We start from the raw sequence: 17,719 nt of genomic DNA on the forward strand, positions 1-17,719 counted from the left end.
AAATCAAATCTTGATTTCACTTTTTTATTATCTAAATTCTATCCGTGTATAGCTTCTTTATTTCCGTAAGATTGAATCAAATTTCCTTCAAAATCCAACCATTCTTTCCAACGTTTGTCCACATCAACATCAGTTGAAAGTTTTCGAGCAAAATTTAAGAAAGTTGTGTAATGATTCGCTTCCGAAACCATCAAATCATAGTAAAACTTTGCTAATTCTTCGTCGTTTATATTTTGAGATAATGTTCTGAAACGCTCACAACTTCTTGCTTCAATCATCGCTGCAAATAATAGACGATCAACAAAAGCCATATTTCGAGAACCATCTTTTTTACAAAATTTCATCAATTGACCAACATAATCATCTTTTCGCTCGCGACCTAATTTGTATCCACGACGCTCGATAATTTCTACAACCATTTTGAAATGTTGCATTTCTTCGATTGCAATATCCGACATTTCCTGAATAAATTCGTCATGTTCAGAATTATACGCAATCATGGTAATCGCGTTTGTCGCCGCTTTTTGTTCACACCACGCATGATCTGTTAAAATTTCTTCTAAATTTCTTTCCGCAATATCAGCCCAACGTGGGTCTGTCAAAAGTTTTAATCCAAGCATTTTTCGAAAAATATTAAGTCCAAATTTACGAAATTATATTGTTTAAAGATTGAATGTGAAAAATCGTCTATTAAATGATTTTCTTTTCAATCATTTCTAATATCACATCCGATGCATGTTTGAAAGTTGGTGCTTGTTCCGTCAAACTTGCTGCATTTTTTTTGTTCACTTTAAAAATCAAATCTTTTTCAGTTGTAAATAATAAAGCATTTGTAAATGGATTTTTGATGTAAGAACTCAAAATTAAAAAAGTCTGTTCAACACTATGAAATTGCTCAACTTCTTCGGTTTTATAACGAAATGTGAAGGCAAAATTGTACTCATTATTTTCTAAAAGATGTAAACGAACAAATATATTTTTAAGATCAGTATCTCCAATAGTTTTGGCCATTGTAAGTTTTGCAAAAGTTCCTTCTTTGATACTTGATTTTACTTGCCCGAAAAATTCTTCAAAAACAGTTTGATAAGACATTTTATATAATTTTAGCTGCAAATTTACATTAAAATAAGCCAAATTGGGTGTATAATATTTAATCTTCCAATTAAGAAACAGAAAGTGTAATTTTGTGGGATGAAAAAACTTTTAATCATTGGTCAAGTTTGGCCAGAACCAACTTCTTCTGCGGCAGGAACTCGAATGATTCAGTTAATTGATTGTTTCCAAAAAGCTGAATTTGAGATAACTTTTGCCTGCGCTGCTTCAAAATCTGATTATAGTTTTGATTTGATTTTGAAAGGAATAAAAGAAGTTGTAATTCAGTTAAATGATGAAAGTTTTGATAATTTTATTAAACAATTAAATCCTGAAATTGTTCTTTTTGATCGTTTTATGATTGAAGAACAATATGGTTGGCGAGTTTCGAAAGAATGTCCAAATGCATTGAAAATTTTGGACACAGAAGATTTACATTTTCTACGAAATGCGCGACAAGAAGCAGCTAAAAAAGGAATAGAATTTACAGAAGATTTATTGTTTTCTGATTTAGCAAAACGAGAAATAGCGTCTATTTTACGCTGTGATTTATCGTTGATGATTTCGAAAAAGGAAATAGAAATTCTACAAAATCAATTTAAAATTGATGAAAAAATCTTGTATTATTTGCCTTTTTTAGAAAATGAAATTACAGAAGAAAAAATTAATTCTTGGAAAAGTTTTGAAGAAAGAGAATATTTTATGTTTATCGGAAATTTTATTCATGAACCTAATTTTAATTGTGTTCAGACCTTAAAAAAAGAAATTTGGCCAATTTTGAGAAAGAAACTTCCGAAAGCTGAATTACATATTTATGGTGCTTATGCAACGCAAAAAGTTTTGCAATTAAATAATCCTTCCGAACGATTTTTGATCAAAAGTAGAGCAGAAAATGCGCAAGAAACGATGTCAAATTACAAAGTTTTGTTGGCGCCGATTAATTTTGGCGCTGGTGTAAAAGGAAAGTTTGTGGATGCAATGCAAACTGGAACTCCTTCGGTTACGACTACGATTGGAGCAGAAGCAATGAAAGATAATTTTGATTGGAATGGTTTTGTAGAAGATGATTTTGAAGCGTTTGTGGAGAAAGCTATTTTGCTTTACAATAATGAGAAAGAGTGGGAAATTGCTCAACAAAATGGAATCAAAATTCTGAACGAGAATTACAATAAAAATAAATTTGAAGCTGATTTTTTAGAGAAAATTAAATCGATTGAAGCAAATTTAATCCAACATCGAAATCAAAATTTTATTGGTCAAATTTTGCAACATCATCATCATCAAAGTACAAAATATATGTCACTTTGGATTGAACAGAAAAACAAAAACCTTTCGAAATAGGGTGGTTTTTGTTGATTATTCTACTTTGAAGCTATTTACAATTTTGACAAAATCGCTTTTCATTATTTCTTGATTTTCGAAACTGCAATATTGTAAAATCTGATAGACAAATTCTTTCGTTTCGATTACAGTTTGCAAGAAATAAATATGTCCAGATTCGGGATCATTTGTTTCAAATTCGGTATAAGCATAATTGAATCCCTGTTCGTAGGCAACATAAGGTTTTTTGATATAATTAAACCCTTTTTGTGTTTTATATGGCTCGATAGAATTTAGCGTATAATCAATCATATCCAAATTAGAATCTGCCAATTTTAATTCATCTTTGTGTTCAAAAATCACAAATCCATACGAATTCGGCTTTGGAGCAAGACTTTCAAATTGAATAGTTGCATAATCATTTAACCCAACTGTACGTTGAAAATCTTTTGGAATAGTTAACGCAAACGATTCAGCTCCATGTATTTTCTGTTGAGCAAAAGCGGTAATACATGTAAAAAGAGAGGCGATGAATAACAATTTTTTCATTGGATGAATTTAGATGACGAATATAAAAAAAGCCTTGATTATCCCAAGGCTATAACGTTATTATTTAAAATAAATTGTTTATTTCGTTGAACAAGAATTATTTCCTGATTGACAAGGCGAAGTTCCTTCTACAATTTTAACACCTTCAACTTCTTTTATTTTACCAAAACCTCCAGCAACGTCAATCAAATTTTCGTAACCACGAGCGCGTAAAATTGAAGAGAAAATCATTGAACGATATCCTCCTGCACAATGTACTAAATAGGTTTCTTCAGGATCGATTAATTTCATAGATTCATTGATGAAATCTAAAGGAGCTGTAATTGCACCTTCTACGTGAGAAGTTTCATATTCACCTGGCTTACGAACGTCCAAAACTTTTAATTCAGTTTCATCAACTAACTCTACAAACTCTTCTGGAGAAACCGAAACAATTTCATCGAAATCTTTTTCAGCCTCAACCCAAGCTTGGAAACCATTGTTCAAAAATCCGATTACATTGTCATATCCGACACGAGCCAAACGTGTTACCGCTTCCTCTTCTTCACCAATTTCTGCAATTAACAAAATTGGTTGTTTGATATCTGTGATTAATGTACCAACCCAAGGTGCAAAATTTCCTTTAATTCCAATATTGATGGAGTTTGGAATAAATCCAGCTGCAAAAGTTTGAGGATCGCGAACATCTAAAATTAACGCATTTGTATCTTCCGCAACTTGCATAAATTCGTCTGGAAATAAAGCTTTATTCGCACGTTCTTTCACTACATCCAAAGATTCAACACCCAATTTGTTCATCATTACATTTTCTGGAAAATAGAATGGAGGAGGCATTAATCCTGAAGTTAATTCAGTAATAAATTCCTCTTTTGTCATAGAAGGATTCAAAGCATAATTCACTTCTTTTTGATGTCCTAGCGAATCAAAAGTTTCTTTACTCATGTTTTTTCCACAAGCAGAACCCGCTCCGTGTGCAGGATATACGATAATATCATTAGCTAAAGGCATAATTTTGTTTCGTAAAGAATCAAATAAATAACCAGCTAATTTTTCTTGCGTTAAGTCTGTATTTAATTTTTGAGCTAAATCTGGACGACCAACATCACCAATAAATAAAGTATCTCCTGTAAAAATTGCATAATCTTTACCGTTTTCATCTTTCAATAAATACGTTGTACTCTCCATGGTATGACCTGGTGTGTGTAAAGCTGTAATAGTTATATTTCCTAAAGAAAAAACTTCGCCATCAGTTGCGATATGTGTATCAAAATTTGGTTCCGCAGTTGGACCATAAATAATTGTAGCACCAGTTTTTTGCGCCAAATCTACATGTCCTGAAACGAAATCTGCATGAAAATGCGTTTCGAAAATGTATTTGATTTTTGCATTGTCTTTTGTCGCTTGATCGATGTAAGATTGTGTTTCTCTCAACGGATCAATAATTGCAACTTCACCATTGCTTTCTATATAATAAGCACCTTGCGCAAGACATCCGGTGTAAATTTGTTCAATTTTCATAAGAATGATTTAGTGTGTAAAAATACAAATATTTAAATTTAGAATTTTCCTCTGATGGATGAATTCTGATACTTTTCTTCTATTTAAACTCAAATAAGATTGATAGTTAACTTAAAATTTATGAATGAAATCATAGGTTATTTGGCAATCTTTTTTAGATTAATAAATAATTCGGTTTTAGCTCTTGGCGGAATAGAATTGTAACAATTTTCCATGACTTTGAAATCAAAATAATCATTGAAATACGTCTGATATTCAGTTTTATCACCTCCAAAAGGAGGCGTTTCATTTCCGAATTCTCTGTTGAATAATACACCAACTAATTTTCCGTTTTCGGTTAGCAGTTCATTCATTTTGATACTATAGCTTTGACGTAATTTTGGATCTAATGCACAGAAAAAAGTTTGTTCTAAAATCAAATCAAATTCACCATCTAACTCAAAAAAATCTTGATGAAGAACTTTGATATTGGGATTATGTTTAAATTTTTCTTTGATTTTTTCGACTACAATTTCCGAAATATCAATCAATGTAATATTCGTAAAACCTTGTTCCAAAAGATATTCTGCTTCGTAAGCATTTCCACAACCTGGAATCAGAATTCTGATATTTTTATCTTCCAATTGATCGATATACTCTTTTAGTGGAGTAGAAGGAGCTTTTAAATCCCAACCAGTTTGATTTGTGATGTATTTATCGTTCCAAAAATTTTCGTTCAGTTCCATACTTTAAATTATTGAATTATAAATTCTTCGATGAACATAAAAATTGCCATTAAAATAATGAAGATTGCAAATGTTCGTTTTAGAAATTGTACTGGTAAAAATTTGTTGATGTAGGTTCCGACAAGAATTCCAACCATAGAAATTCCAATGAAAACACTCAAAAAACTCCAATCAATTTTGATGTGTAAAGCATCACCAATAAAAAATCCGATAAGTGAATTGATGGCAATAATTACCAACGAAGTTGCCGAAGCTCTTTTCATATCTAATTTTGCAACCATCATTAATGCCGGAACAATCAAAAAACCACCGCCAGCACCAACCATTCCTGTTAATCCTCCGATTAAAAATCCTTGAATTAATAAAAGAGGATTTAGCTTATCATTTTTCTGATTAATTTGTTCTTCTTTCTTCCCTTTTAACATAGAAATAGCTGCGAAAACCATCAGAATAGCGAATAAACCAAACATTGCCATTCGACGTGTGACGATAAAATCGCCTATAGAAAATAAATTACTTGGCAGGGCAGGAATTAAAAATGCACGAACCAATGTAATTCCAACAACAGCTGGTAATCCAAATTGAAAAACGACTTTCCAATCAACCATTTTTTGCGAAGCTTGCTTTATTCCTCCAATCAATCCTGTCGATCCAACGATGCATAATGAATAAGCAGTAGCAATTTTTTCGTCGAAATGAAAAATATACGCTAAAATAGGAACGGCTAAAATAGATCCACCACCACCAAGAACTCCCATAATTAGTCCGATGAAGAAGGCACCTACAAAACCAAAAAACTCTATAAAATCCATTTTTTTCTCTCGATTTTTACAAATCTATAGCAAATACAATAACAATTACTATAGGTATATTATGAAATATTGTTGTAAATTAATACAAATGCCTACTAAATCAATAGACGTGTATTATTTTACTTTTTTTAATTATTATGCAAATTTGGTGTAACATTTTCAAAAAAACTGCTACTAATGTTACATAAGCATAATAGATAAAAACTTAAAAAATACTAAATGAAGAAAATTTTTATGTCTATCTTATTTGCAGGATCAGCATTATTTGGTCAGCAAATAAAATTTGATGAGTATACTCTAGCAAACGGATTGCATGTTATCCTTCATCAAGATAATTCTGCTCCAGTTATTACAACAGGTGTTATGTATCACGTAGGTTCGAAAGATGAGCAAGTTGGTAAAACAGGTTTTGCACACTTTTTTGAGCATTTATTATTTGAAGGAACAGAGAATATTAAGAGAGGTGAATGGTTCAAAATTGTTTCTTCTCATGGAGGTTCTAACAATGCGAATACAACAACGGACAGAACATATTATTACGAAACTTTTCCATCAAATAATTTAGAATTAGGATTATGGATGGAATCTGATCGTTTGCGTCAACCAATCATCAATCAAATTGGCGTCGATACACAAAAAGAAGTTGTAAAAGAAGAAAAACGTTCTCGTTTAGACAATCAACCTTATGGTAAATTTTCGTACGGAGAAGCGGTTAATCCTCATGTTTTCAAAAAACATCCTTACCGTTGGAGTGTAATTGGTTCTTTTGAGGATTTGAGTAATGCAAAATTAGACGATTTCAAACACTTTAGTCAAACTTTTTATGTGCCAAATAATGCTGTATTAGTTGTTGCGGGTGATTTTAATAAAGACGAAGCAAAGAAATTAATTGAGAAATATTTTGGTGTAATTCCAAGAGGAAAAGATGTTGTGAAAACTGTTGAGAAGGAAGATCCAATTACATCAGAAATTCGTGCAACAGAATATGATGCAAATATTCAGATTCCTTTATTGGCGATTAATTATCGTACGCCAGATAACAAATCAAAAGATGCTTATGCATTAGAAATGTTATCAAGCTATTTAACAGGTGGAAAATCATCAGTTTTATATAAAAAATATGTTGACGAGAAAAAAGAAGCATTACAAATATTTGCTTTCAATCGTCAAATGGAAGATTACGGAATTTATTCAATCGGAATTTTACCTCAAGGAGAAGTTTCTTTGGATAAATTAGAAGGAGATTTACAACAAGATATAGAAAAAGTTCAAACAAATTTGATTTCTGAAGAAGATTACCAAAAAATCTTAAATGGAATTGAAAATAGTTTTGTGGCTTCAAAATCGGGTGTTCAAAACATTGCACATGCTTTAGCGGATGCTTATATGTTGGGCGGAGATACAAATAAAATCAACGAAGAATTGAAAGTTTATCAATCTGTAACAAGAGAAGATATTCGCAATGTTGCTAAAAAGTATCTAAACAAAAACCAACGTGTAATTATTCATTATTTACCAGAATCTAAAAAAGCTGCAAAATAAAAAACAACCGAATTATGAAAACAAAAATATTATCTCTTGCAATCGCTTTTATGGCAGTTAGCTTAAATGCGCAAGTGGCGATTCCAATGCCAAAACCAGGTCCAGCACCGACGGTTAATTTAGGAAAATCGAACGAATTCAAATTAAAAAATGGTTTAACAGTTATCGTTGTTGAAAATCATAAATTACCACGAGTTTCTGCTACATTAACAATCGATAATCCTCCATATGCATTAGGTGCAAAAAAAGGAGCAGAGTCTTTGTTGGGCGAAATGTTGGGAACAGGAACAAAAACAAAATCGAAAGATGATTTCAATAAACGTATTGAGTTTTTAGGAGCTCGCGTTAATTTTTGGGAAGAAGGAGCTTCTGCAAGTTCTTTAACTAAGTATTTTAACGAGATTTTTGGTTATATGGCTGATGGAGCTATGAATCCAAACTTTACTGAAAGTGAATTTGCTGATGTTAAAAAACGTTACATCGAAGGTTTAAAGTCGAATGAAAAATCTGTAGAAGCAGCAGCATCTCGCGTTTCGAATATATTAGTTTATGGAAAAAATAATCCTTTCTCAGAATTTGATACACCAGCCCAAATTGAGAAAATTACATTGCAAGATGTGAAGGATTACTACAATACCTACTACAAACCAAACAATGCTTATTTGATTGTTGTTGGAGATATTTCGACAAAAGATGTAAAAGCATTGGCGGAGAAAAACTTTGATTCTTGGCAAGCAGGAAAATTAAATATTCCAGCATTTCCAAAAGTAGAAGAGGTTACAAAAACGGAATTAAACGCGATTAATATGCCTAATGCAGTGCAATCTGTGGTTTCAGTTTCGTATCCAGTTCAGTTGACGAAGAAAGATCCAGATTATTATGCAGCGTTAATTGCGTCGTCTATTTTAGGAGGAGATTTTAATTCGAAATTGAATATGAATCTTCGTGAAGCGCATGGTTGGACATATGGTGCACGTGGTGGAGTTTCTGATTCTCGTTACATTGGACGTTTCAGTACAAATGCAACTGTTCGTAACGAAGTGACGGATTCTGCAATCGTTGAGACGATGAAAGAAATCAAAGGAATGACGGTAAATAAAATCGACCAAAAAATGTTGGACGATGTAAAAGCGAAATTCTTAGGAAACTTTATTTTGACTTTAGAAAGTCCTTCTACGGTTGCTAACCAAGCTTTAACGAAAAAGACAAATCAATTATCAGATAGTTTTTATGCAGATTATATCAAAAATATAAATGCAGTAACAATTGATGATGTTTTACGTGTTTCGAAAAAATATTTCCGTCCAGATCAAGCAAAAATCAATGTAACAGGGAAATTAGAGCAAATTGCTCCAGCTTTAGAAAAGTTAGGTTATCCAGTTAATTACTACGATTCTTTCGGAAATAAAACTGATAAACCAACATCTGGTGCAAAAACTACAACAGTTACTGTCGCTCAAATCACAGATAATTATTTCAAAGCTATTGGTGGCGCGGATAAAGTGAAAGCTGTAAAATCGATTGCTCAAAAAGGAAAAATAGAGACAATGGGAATGAGTGGAGACTATGTCATAAAAAATGCAACACCTAATAAAACTGCAACTGAATTCACGATTATGGGAATGACTATTAAACAAGTTTTTGATGGTCAAAAAGGTTATATGTCTCAAGCAGGTCAAAAAATGGATTTACCAGCAGATATGACAGCTCCTTTGTTTAAGACAAATTCATTATTTACGCCTTTGTCAGAAGGGTATAAAACGGCTAAAGTAGAAGGAATCGTTTCTGAAAACGGAGTTGAATATTACAAAGTTGTTGCTGCAGATATTTCTCGTACAGATTTTTATGATGTAAAAACTGGTTTGTTAATGAAATCTGAGCAAAAAATGAAATCTCCACAAGGTGATATGATTGCAACGACAATTAACAAAGGATATAAAACGTTTGATGGAATATTAATGCCTTCTGAAATGATAACAGAAACTGGTCCACAAACGATCAAAATTATTATCGATGCAACAGAAATTAATAAAAACGTTTCTGACGCAGATTTTAAATAACAATTCTTTTAAATATTTTTCAAATTAAAAGGCAATTCGTATTTTTCGGATTGTCTTTTTTATGTGACTATTATGAATAAATACTTTTTTCTAATTATAATCTTGATTTCAAGTTTGTGTTTTGCACAGTTACCAAAAGGTAATACTTTTATTTATGAGTTAAGTTCTGATGTAGAATTTAAATCGTCAAAATCTTTTGATTTGATAAAATCAACTTCGAATCCTGTTGAATATATTTATACGTATAACGGAGAGCAAGCTTTGTTTGTTCCGATTGAAAAGTTGAATAATTCCCAAACTTTAGAAATTGATATGGTACAAATTTTTGTAAGAGCAAATGGTATGTTTTATTATGATTATAAAAATCAATTTATATCGAATAAAAAAAATCTAATGAATAAAGAATATCTTGTGACTTCAAAGTTTGATGATTTATACTGGATTGATTTGAACGAAACAGAAGAAATAAACGGAGTTCTTACCAAGAAATATAATACAAAACGTAAAGATAAAGGATTAAAAGAGGATAAAATTATTACTACAACTATTTGGGTTGACGAAACATATTCTGATAATATTGCGCCTTTTGGATTGATGGGTTTGAAAGGAATTATTGTTAAAGCAAACTTTAATGGAGGAAACAATTTAATTTTAAAACGAATTGAAACAAATCCTTTAAAAGAAATAAAACCACTTAACGCAAAAAATGAGGTAACTAAAGAAGAATTTCAAGAAATTATAGACCAACGTATGCTTGAATATCGTAGAAAAAGAGCAGAAAAACTTGAGATTAATAACTGAAAATTATTTTTAAAAATGAATAAATCTTATTTTTGAGAAAATTTTAATCAAAAAACAAAATATATAATGGCAACAATCAATTGGCAAACGGTAAAGGAATACGAAGATATCACGTTCAAGAAATGTGATGGAGTAATGCGTATAGCATTTAATCGTCCTGAAGTTCGTAATGCATTTCGCCCAAAAACTGTTTTCGAATTATTAGATGCTTTTCAATTAGCAGAAGAAGATCGTGAAGTTGGTGTAATTTTATTGACAGGAGAAGGACCATCTGCAAAAGATGGTGGTTGGGCTTTTTGTTCTGGAGGTGATCAACGCGTTCGTGGTGCAAAAGGTTATGAAGGACAAGATGGTGTTGGACGTTTGAATATTTTAGAAGTTCAGCGTTTAATTCGTTTTTCGACAAAAGTTGTTGTAGCCGTTGTAAATGGTTGGGCAGTAGGAGGAGGACATTCTTTGCACGTGGTTTGTGATATGACATTGGCTTCTAAAGAACATGCGATTTTCAAACAAACTGATGCAGATGTAGCTTCATTTGATGGTGGTTACGGTTCGGCTTATTTGGCAAAACAAGTTGGTCAAAAACGTGCCCGTGAAATCTTTTTCTTAGGTCTTAATTATTCTGCACAAGAGGCTTACGATATGGGAATGGTGAATTTAGTTGTTCCGCATGACGAGTTAGAACAAGTTGCTTTTGATTGGGCACAAGAGATTTTAACAAAATCGCCAACAGCAATTAAAATGTTGAAATATGCATTCAATTTGGTAGATGATGGTTTAGTTGGACAACAAATTTTTGCAGGTGAAACAACACGTTTTGCATATGGTACAGAAGAGGCTGTAGAAGGTCGTAATGCATTCTTAGAAAAACGTCCAAGAGATTTTTCTAAATTTAGATAAGAAAATTTTCAAAATATAAACGAAAAGCGATGTTTAACATCGCTTTTTTTATTTCTATAAAATCAATTACTTTTACTCAAAACCTAATTAATTTGTGATAATAGATTTTCCTGTATCCATTGAAATTTTTGGACATTCAGTCTTAATTCATCCTATTCTCGAATCGGTCGGAATTTTTATTGCGATGCGTTATTATGCATTTCTACGAAAACGAAACAAATCAAGTTTATCGATAACACAATCGTTTAGTATAATTATAGGCGCTTTAATTGGTGCACTTTTGGGATCTAAAATAATTGGAACATTAGAAAATCCGCAAGCTCTTTTGGATGCAAAAAATCCTTTTCTCTTTTTCTGGACAAGTAACACAATCATAGGTGGTTTAACCTTTGGTTTAATTGGTGTAGAACTCACAAAAAAGATAATTAGATACAAAGAAAGTACAGGAGATTTGATTACTTTTCCTTTGATTTTAGCGATGATAATTGGACGAATTGGTTGCTTTTTAACAGGCGTTTATGAACAAACATATGGAATAGAAACAACATCTATTTTCGGAATGGATTTAGGCGATGGATTGTTACGTCATCCAGTTGCTTTGTACGAAATTGTTTACCTTATTTTGCTTTGGATAGTTTTAAAAATCGTTCAGAAAAAATATATTTATCCTTCTGGATATTTGTTTCAAATCTTTATGCTGGCTTATTTTGTGTTTCGTTTCTGTTTAAATTTTATCAAACCAATACATCCCATTTTTTTAGGATTAAGTTCTATTCAAATTACTTGTGTTGGTGTTATTTTTTATTATATCTTTAAGTTATCACAACTTAAATCTAACTAATGGAATCTTTATTTACAATTGTTTTTATTTTACTTCTTATTGGTTCTGTACTTTCTGTAGCAGGTTTTATTTTGTACTTATTTACAAAGAATAAAAATGAGATAGAAAGTGTAGAAATGTCTCTAAAACTAATGGTTTGGGGAATAGGGATTTTACTTGCTTCGGGTTCAATTTGTGGCTTAATTTTAATTGGAAACTAATATGATATATTCAGTAATATTTGCAGAAGGAGGATTTGGAAACGATTTTATTTATGTTATTATAGCAATTTTAGCAGTAATTGCACTTATTGGAGGCGCTGTTGGAACAGTAATTTCGCTAATCATAAATTCTATTTCTGGAAAAAGTAAATCTTCAAAATACTATTTAATGATTTTTGGAATGTGTGCATTGGTTACACTTATTATTTCAGGAATGGTTTGTGGATCTATGTAAACATCGTACCTTTCATTAAAACTTAAATCTACTTAAAACTTATATTATGCCGGTTAGAAATTACACGTATTACGATTATACAATTTCACTTTGTCCAGAATGTTTAAAACGTGTTGGTGCAAAAATTATTATCGAGGACGAGAATGTTTTTATGACAAAACGTTGTCCAGATCATGGTTTCTTCAAAACAAAAATAGCAACGGATGTCGATTATTATAAAAACATAAGAAATTACAATAAAGCATCAGAAATGCCTTTGCATTTTGAGACAGATGTAGAATATGGTTGTCCGTACGATTGTGGTTTGTGTGTCGATCACGAGCAACATTCGTGTTTATCAATTGTTGAGGTGACGGATCGATGCAATTTAACGTGCCCTACTTGTTACGCCATGTCATCGCCACATTACGGTTCTCATCGTAGTTTAGAGCAAATAGAAGCGATGTTTGATACCATTGTTAAAAATGAAGGCGAACCCGATGTGGTTCAAATTAGTGGCGGAGAGCCAACAATTCATCCACAATTTTTTGAGATTATGGAAATTGCAAAATCAAAACCAATTAAACATTTGATGTTGAATACAAACGGAATTAGAATTGCGAATGATCCAGGTTTTGCAGAAAAATTAGCAACTTATGCACCAGAATTTGAAGTTTATTTACAATTTGATTCATTTAAAAAAGAAGTTTTAGAAGATTTTCGAGGAAAAGATTTGACAGATGTTCGAATGAAAGCTTTAGAAAAATTGAATGAATTAAATCTTTCTACAACTTTGGTTGTTGTTCTTCAAAAAGATAAAAATACGGATGAAATTGGAAAAATCATCGATTTTGCTTTAAAACAAAAATGTGTACGTGGAGTTACTTTTCAACCTGTAGAAATTGCAGGCCGAAACAGAGAAGACTCTATTCATGAAAAAATTACCTTAACGGAAGTTCGTCAAGAGATTCTGAATCAATATCCTCTTTTCAATGGAGATGATATTATTCCGGTTTCGTGTAATCCTGATGCTTTGGCAATGGGATATATGTTAAAATTAAATGACGAGGTAATTCCGTTAACACGCTATATAAATCCTGCCGATTTATTGAATAACGAATCAAAAAATACAATTGTTTACGAACAAGATGAAGAATTGAAAGTACAGTTGTTGGATATTTTTAGCACAGGAATTTCTGTGGATAAAGTACAACCAAAAATGAATCAGTTGCTTTGTTGTTTACCAGAAGTTTGCGCGCCCGAATTGGATTTAGATTACGATAATTTGTTCCGAATAATCATTTTGAATTTTATGGATGCACATGATTTTGATGTTCGTGCTGTTAAAAAGTCTTGCGTACATATCGTCAACAAAGATTTGAAATTAATTCCATTCGAAACAATGAATTTATTTTATCGTGACGAAAAAGCTGCTTATTTAGAAGAATTGAGAAAAGAGGATAAAGTGTTGTTTTAGATGATGATGACAAATTGCTTATTTTTTGGAGATAGTATTACCTACGGCGAATATGACGGGGTTTTGGGAGGTTATGTAGAAATTTTGAAACGTTATTGCCATGCTGAGTTTTATAATAACAATGCAAACGAAGTCAATTGTTTTAATCTCGGAATAGGAGGAGAGACAACAGAAGGTTTAATGAAACGATTTGAAGTTGAGACAAAAGCGCGCTTTTCTCCTGACGAAAATCTAATTTTCTTTTTTTATGGCGCAAATGATTTAGCTGAAAGAAATGATTTAGAATTGGTTTCTCTTGTTAATTTTGAATCAAATCTTTTTGAAGTAATTTCTCAAGCAAAAGAATTTACAGTTAACATTTATGTGATAAGTATTTTACCAATCTCTAAAACGGTTGATGGAATAAAAGTTCCTAAACGTAAATTTCGTACGACTCAAAAAATTGAATTATACAATCAAAAGCTAAAAGAATTAGCACTTCAAAATCAAATAGAATTTATTGATATTTTCTCACGTTTTAATTCAACTAAAGAAGAATTTCTTTCAAAAGATGGTATTCATCCAAATGAAAAAGGATATCAATTTATCGCAAATCAAATCAAACCGATTGTAGAGAAATATTTGTAAAATCTATTTTTGTTGAATTTGACTTCTGTAATATGGAATGATATAATCTTTAAAAAATAAAAAAGTCATTGATCCAGCTATACATGTAAATGGTGCGTTTTGGCTTGTTCCAGTTGGTGAGATCTAAGAAATTAATAATCCAACTAAATATCCGCATAAAGCGTAATAACCAATTTTCAGAATTATTCTTAATGCTTTGTTTTTCATTTTATTAGTGTTTTAATGAAGATATGGTTTTTATTGATAGTAAACAAAATAATCTTTATTCATTATAAATAACTCATTTTGGTTTTGTAACTTTGTTCGCGAAAGTTTATGGTAATTTTTCAAATAAAAAATTAGTATTAACAAACGAAATTTTCTTCGGGGCAAGGCGAAATTCCTTACCGGCGGTTATAGTCCGCGACTCCTTTAACAACTGTTATTGGACTGATTTGGTGAAACTCCAAAACCGACAGTATAGTCTGGATGAGAGAAGAAAATTGAACACAACTGAAAGTCATGAGTGATAAGTGTTAAGTTCTGAGTGAAAAACTCATGACGCACAACTTTGAGCTTATTACTTAACAATGTGTTTCGCCCTGAAGTGATGTTTCATGATAAAACAAAAATCAAATGAAAACAATCACACAATTTGGCTCAACAGCCAATGAAAGAATTGCAAATGCAATAAAAGATCTACAAAACGGAAAAGGAATTTTATTAATTGATGATGAAAATCGTGAAAACGAGGGTGATATCATTTTTCCTGCTTCCACAATTACTGCGCCTGATATGGCTTTATTGATTCGTGAATGTAGCGGTATTGTTTGTCTGTGTCTTACACAAGAAAAAGCAGATGAATTGGAGCTAAATCCTATGGTCGAAAACAATAACTCACGTTTTCATACTGCATTTACAGTAACTATTGAAGCAAAAGAAGGTGTAACAACTGGTGTTTCTGCAGCCGATCGTATACAAACGATAAAAACAGCAATTAATCCAATTGCAAAACCGACTGACCTTAATCGACCTGGACATGTTTTTCCTTTAATTGCTCGTCCAAAAGGCGTTATGGAACGTCGAGGACATACAGAAGGAAGTATTGATATTGTGAAATTAGCAGGTTTAGGAAATGAAGCAGTTTTGTGCGAATTGACAAATGTTGATGGTACAATGGCGAAAGTTCCGCAAATTATAGATTTTGCCGAAAAACATGAAATGACTGTTTTGACAATTGAGGATATTTACGAATATCGTCTTCAATTAGAGGAGAAAAAACAATTAGAATTCGCTTAAATTAAACAATAAAATACATCATAAACTTTCAAAAATCTTCGGGTAGAAATACACGAAGATTTTTTTTGATTTTATACAAAATTTATTATCCAAAATCAAGGTAATTTTGAATAAAATCAATGTACATTTAAAAACTTAAAATTCAAATTACAAAATGACATCAGAGGAGAAAGTTCCATCCGTTTGGAAAAATAAAGAATTTATTCCATTCATATTTTTAAGGTTTTCCTTAATCTTTGCTTTATTCATTCAGAGTACGTCTGTTGCGTACGAAATTTTTAAAGTCACTCAGAAAGAAATTTTTCTTGGATTAATTGGTTTAGCCGAGTTTTTACCAATTCTTTTAACTGCTTTTTATGCGGGACAATTGGTCGATAAATTGGATAAACGGATGATCTTGGTACGAAGTATTGGTTGTTTTATGACCGCTTCTTTTGTCTTGATGATTGTTAACTTTCCGTCAGTTCGCCAAGCAATCGGAATTCCTGTTTATTTGGGAATCTGTTATTTTGCATTTTTCATTTTAGGATTGACAAGATCCTTTAGCGGACCAGCTTTATTTGCACTTTTAGCCTTAGTTGTCCGTAAAGAAAACTACACAAAAGCAATTCCAGTTTCTTCGTCTGCATTTATGATTGGATCAGTTTTAGGACCTTTGGCAGGAGGAGTTATTTTAGCAAAATTTGGTATTGAAGCCGCTTTGATAACCGCTTTTACAATTATGTGTATTTCGATGGTGATGATATTATTAATTTCTAAAAAACCAGCAGAAATATCAGAATCAGAATCGACAGAATCGCCAATGATACGTATCAAAGAAGGTTTGAGATTTATTTGGGGAACGCCAATTATATTAGCTGTTTTGAGTTTGGATATGTTTGCGGTTTTCTTTGGTGGAGCAGAATCGTTGTTACCAGCTTTCGTTGAAAAAGTATTGAATCAAGGTTCTGAAGCTTTTGGATTATTACGTTCAGCACATGGAATTGGATCGATTATAATGATGTTTTTCTTGTCGATGATTCCAAGTTTATTAAAAGGAAATGTTGGACCAAAATTATTGGGAGCAGTCGCAATGTTTGGTATTTGCATTATATCTTTCGGATTTAGTCAAAATCTGTATTTATGTTTTGTGATTTTGATGTTTGGAGGTGCTTTTGATGCAATTTCGATGGTAATTCGTCAAAGTATTTTACAAATTAAAACGCCCGAAAATTTGAAAGGTCGTGTTTCATCTGTCAATTCAATATTTGTGAGTTCTTCTAACGAATTAGGAGCTTTAGAAAGTGGAATTGCTGCAACATTTTTAGGGTTAGTTCCAGGAATTATTTTTGGTGGAACAATGACAATTTTAACCGTAATTTTAATTGCATTTTTCATCAAACCTATTCGAAAAGTAACCTTAGAATAAAATATTAAGATAAAAAGAAGTAAAGGTTTTAAAATAAAGTAAAGCGAATCAATTGATTCGCTTTTTTGTTATCTTTAAGAAAATAATTATCAATGAAATCTATTGTTTACTTTTTACTTTTAGGATTTGGTTTGTTGAGTTGTAATAAGGATGAAATTAAAATAAAGGTTGATAAAGTCGAAAATAATATGATACACTTTACAATCAAGAATAACTTCGAAAAAGAATCAATTCGCTTTTTAAAACCTAAACATAATTATTTATGTTATGAAGGAAGTAGTCCTATTAATAATATCTATAAAGATTTTTACATCTTAGATTTTATAAACAGATACTGTAATCTTCCCCTTGTTAA

At 31.5% G+C, this 17,719-nt stretch carries 19 protein-coding genes and 1 riboswitch; of the genes, 13 read left to right on the forward strand and 6 right to left on the reverse strand.

The window, feature by feature from the left end; genetic code table 11:
• Positions 1-38: 38 nt before the first annotated feature.
• Positions 39-620, reverse strand: a complete 582-nt coding sequence (locus B3578_RS09430) for a tRNA-(ms[2]io[6]A)-hydroxylase (protein ID WP_115001228.1) — start codon at positions 618-620, stop codon at positions 39-41.
• Between the two features lie 70 nt (positions 621-690).
• Positions 691-1,092: a hypothetical protein gene (locus B3578_RS09435; protein ID WP_219035005.1), complete on the reverse strand. Its 402-nt coding sequence runs from the start codon at positions 1,090-1,092 to the stop codon at positions 691-693.
• Positions 1,093-1,191: 99 nt separating this feature from the next.
• On the opposite strand from B3578_RS09435, the gene B3578_RS09440 reads away from it, so the two are divergent.
• Positions 1,192-2,433 (forward strand): glycosyltransferase, encoded by a 1,242-nt coding sequence (locus tag B3578_RS09440; RefSeq protein WP_219035006.1) that lies wholly within the window; start codon positions 1,192-1,194, stop codon positions 2,431-2,433.
• Positions 2,434-2,448: 15 nt separating this feature from the next.
• On the opposite strand, the gene B3578_RS09445 is transcribed toward B3578_RS09440, so the two are convergent.
• The 4 genes from B3578_RS09445 to B3578_RS09460 form a co-directional block, all read right to left on the reverse strand.
• On the reverse strand, positions 2,449-2,961 hold the full coding sequence (locus tag B3578_RS09445; protein ID WP_180906231.1) for a hypothetical protein: 513 nt from the start codon (positions 2,959-2,961) through the stop codon (positions 2,449-2,451).
• A gap of 78 nt (positions 2,962-3,039) precedes the next feature.
• Positions 3,040-4,479 carry an MBL fold metallo-hydrolase gene (locus B3578_RS09450; protein ID WP_291048136.1) on the reverse strand — a complete coding sequence of 480 codons (1,440 nt, stop codon included), beginning with the start codon at positions 4,477-4,479 and terminating at the stop codon, positions 3,040-3,042.
• A 137-nt stretch (positions 4,480-4,616) separates the two neighbouring features.
• Positions 4,617-5,204 carry a methyltransferase domain-containing protein gene (locus B3578_RS09455; protein WP_286496266.1) on the reverse strand — a complete coding sequence of 196 codons (588 nt, stop codon included), beginning with the start codon at positions 5,202-5,204 and terminating at the stop codon, positions 4,617-4,619.
• A gap of 8 nt (positions 5,205-5,212) precedes the next feature.
• The gene (locus B3578_RS09460; RefSeq protein ID WP_219035008.1) at positions 5,213-6,016 is read right to left on the reverse strand and encodes a sulfite exporter TauE/SafE family protein; all 804 of its coding nucleotides are present in this window, start codon (positions 6,014-6,016) and stop codon (positions 5,213-5,215) included.
• Between the two features lie 219 nt (positions 6,017-6,235).
• On the opposite strand from B3578_RS09460, the gene B3578_RS09465 reads away from it, so the two are divergent.
• The 12 genes from B3578_RS09465 to B3578_RS09520 all read left to right on the forward strand — a co-directional run.
• On the forward strand, positions 6,236-7,558 hold the full coding sequence (locus tag B3578_RS09465; protein WP_219035009.1) for a M16 family metallopeptidase: 1,323 nt from the start codon (positions 6,236-6,238) through the stop codon (positions 7,556-7,558).
• Positions 7,559-7,572: 14 nt separating this feature from the next.
• Positions 7,573-9,618, forward strand: a complete 2,046-nt coding sequence (locus tag B3578_RS09470) for a M16 family metallopeptidase (RefSeq protein WP_291048141.1) — start codon at positions 7,573-7,575, stop codon at positions 9,616-9,618.
• A gap of 72 nt (positions 9,619-9,690) precedes the next feature.
• A complete protein-coding gene (locus tag B3578_RS09475) occupies positions 9,691-10,419 on the forward strand; it encodes a hypothetical protein (RefSeq protein ID WP_125350194.1) in 729 nt (242 codons plus the stop codon).
• A gap of 66 nt (positions 10,420-10,485) precedes the next feature.
• Positions 10,486-11,319, forward strand: coding sequence for a 1,4-dihydroxy-2-naphthoyl-CoA synthase (locus B3578_RS09480; RefSeq protein ID WP_114999699.1), 834 nt, complete (start codon positions 10,486-10,488; stop codon positions 11,317-11,319).
• A gap of 94 nt (positions 11,320-11,413) precedes the next feature.
• Positions 11,414-12,160 (forward strand): prolipoprotein diacylglyceryl transferase, encoded by a 747-nt coding sequence (locus B3578_RS09485; RefSeq protein ID WP_349676203.1) that lies wholly within the window; start codon positions 11,414-11,416, stop codon positions 12,158-12,160.
• Positions 12,160-12,360: a hypothetical protein gene (locus B3578_RS09490; RefSeq protein ID WP_114999701.1), complete on the forward strand. Its 201-nt coding sequence runs from the start codon at positions 12,160-12,162 to the stop codon at positions 12,358-12,360. Before B3578_RS09485 ends, B3578_RS09490 begins: the two co-directional genes overlap by 1 nt.
• Before the next feature lies 1 nt (position 12,361).
• On the forward strand, positions 12,362-12,595 hold the full coding sequence (locus B3578_RS09495) for a hypothetical protein (RefSeq protein ID WP_114999703.1): 234 nt from the start codon (positions 12,362-12,364) through the stop codon (positions 12,593-12,595).
• Between the two features lie 46 nt (positions 12,596-12,641).
• Positions 12,642-14,051, forward strand: a complete 1,410-nt coding sequence (locus B3578_RS09500; protein ID WP_280037369.1) for a radical SAM protein — start codon at positions 12,642-12,644, stop codon at positions 14,049-14,051.
• A 6-nt stretch (positions 14,052-14,057) separates the two neighbouring features.
• A complete protein-coding gene (locus tag B3578_RS09505; RefSeq protein ID WP_115002005.1) occupies positions 14,058-14,678 on the forward strand; it encodes an SGNH/GDSL hydrolase family protein in 621 nt (206 codons plus the stop codon).
• A 355-nt stretch (positions 14,679-15,033) separates the two neighbouring features.
• Positions 15,034-15,162: riboswitch (FMN riboswitch) on the forward strand.
• A gap of 131 nt (positions 15,163-15,293) precedes the next feature.
• On the forward strand, positions 15,294-15,956 hold the full coding sequence (gene ribB, locus B3578_RS09510) for a 3,4-dihydroxy-2-butanone-4-phosphate synthase (protein ID WP_114999705.1): 663 nt from the start codon (positions 15,294-15,296) through the stop codon (positions 15,954-15,956).
• 154 nt (positions 15,957-16,110) lie between these two features.
• Positions 16,111-17,364, forward strand: a complete 1,254-nt coding sequence (locus tag B3578_RS09515) for an MFS transporter (RefSeq protein ID WP_286496264.1) — start codon at positions 16,111-16,113, stop codon at positions 17,362-17,364.
• Positions 17,365-17,456: 92 nt separating this feature from the next.
• On the forward strand, positions 17,457-17,719 hold a 263-nt coding region (locus B3578_RS09520; RefSeq protein ID WP_291048153.1), incomplete at its 3' end, for a hypothetical protein.

The sequence above is a fragment of the Empedobacter sp. UBA1574 genome (assembly GCF_002322895.1).
Lineage (GTDB): Bacteria > Bacteroidota > Bacteroidia > Flavobacteriales > Weeksellaceae > Empedobacter > Empedobacter falsenii_B.

Excerpts from the sequence above, each read along its gene's own strand:
- B3578_RS09480 (WP_114999699.1), top strand. The coding sequence starts at position 10,486 with ATGGCAACAATCAATTGGCAAACGGTAAAGGAATACGAAGATATCACG.
- B3578_RS09515 (WP_286496264.1), top strand. The coding sequence starts at position 16,111 with ATGACATCAGAGGAGAAAGTTCCATCCGTTTGGAAAAATAAAGAATTT.
- B3578_RS09475 (WP_125350194.1), top strand. The coding sequence starts at position 9,691 with ATGAATAAATACTTTTTTCTAATTATAATCTTGATTTCAAGTTTGTGT.
- B3578_RS09430 (WP_115001228.1), bottom strand. The coding sequence starts at position 620 with ATGCTTGGATTAAAACTTTTGACAGACCCACGTTGGGCTGATATTGCG.
- B3578_RS09490 (WP_114999701.1), top strand. The coding sequence starts at position 12,160 with ATGGAATCTTTATTTACAATTGTTTTTATTTTACTTCTTATTGGTTCT.
- B3578_RS09450 (WP_291048136.1), bottom strand. The coding sequence starts at position 4,479 with ATGAAAATTGAACAAATTTACACCGGATGTCTTGCGCAAGGTGCTTAT.
- B3578_RS09440 (WP_219035006.1), top strand. The coding sequence starts at position 1,192 with ATGAAAAAACTTTTAATCATTGGTCAAGTTTGGCCAGAACCAACTTCT.
- B3578_RS09460 (WP_219035008.1), bottom strand. The coding sequence starts at position 6,016 with ATGGATTTTATAGAGTTTTTTGGTTTTGTAGGTGCCTTCTTCATCGGA.
- B3578_RS09470 (WP_291048141.1), top strand. The coding sequence starts at position 7,573 with ATGAAAACAAAAATATTATCTCTTGCAATCGCTTTTATGGCAGTTAGC.
- B3578_RS09455 (WP_286496266.1), bottom strand. The coding sequence starts at position 5,204 with ATGGAACTGAACGAAAATTTTTGGAACGATAAATACATCACAAATCAA.
- B3578_RS09505 (WP_115002005.1), top strand. The coding sequence starts at position 14,058 with ATGACAAATTGCTTATTTTTTGGAGATAGTATTACCTACGGCGAATAT.
- B3578_RS09495 (WP_114999703.1), top strand. The coding sequence starts at position 12,362 with ATGATATATTCAGTAATATTTGCAGAAGGAGGATTTGGAAACGATTTT.
- B3578_RS09465 (WP_219035009.1), top strand. The coding sequence starts at position 6,236 with ATGAAGAAAATTTTTATGTCTATCTTATTTGCAGGATCAGCATTATTT.
- B3578_RS09445 (WP_180906231.1), bottom strand. The coding sequence starts at position 2,961 with ATGAAAAAATTGTTATTCATCGCCTCTCTTTTTACATGTATTACCGCT.
- B3578_RS09435 (WP_219035005.1), bottom strand. The coding sequence starts at position 1,092 with ATGTCTTATCAAACTGTTTTTGAAGAATTTTTCGGGCAAGTAAAATCA.
- B3578_RS09500 (WP_280037369.1), top strand. The coding sequence starts at position 12,642 with ATGCCGGTTAGAAATTACACGTATTACGATTATACAATTTCACTTTGT.
- ribB (WP_114999705.1), top strand. The coding sequence starts at position 15,294 with ATGAAAACAATCACACAATTTGGCTCAACAGCCAATGAAAGAATTGCA.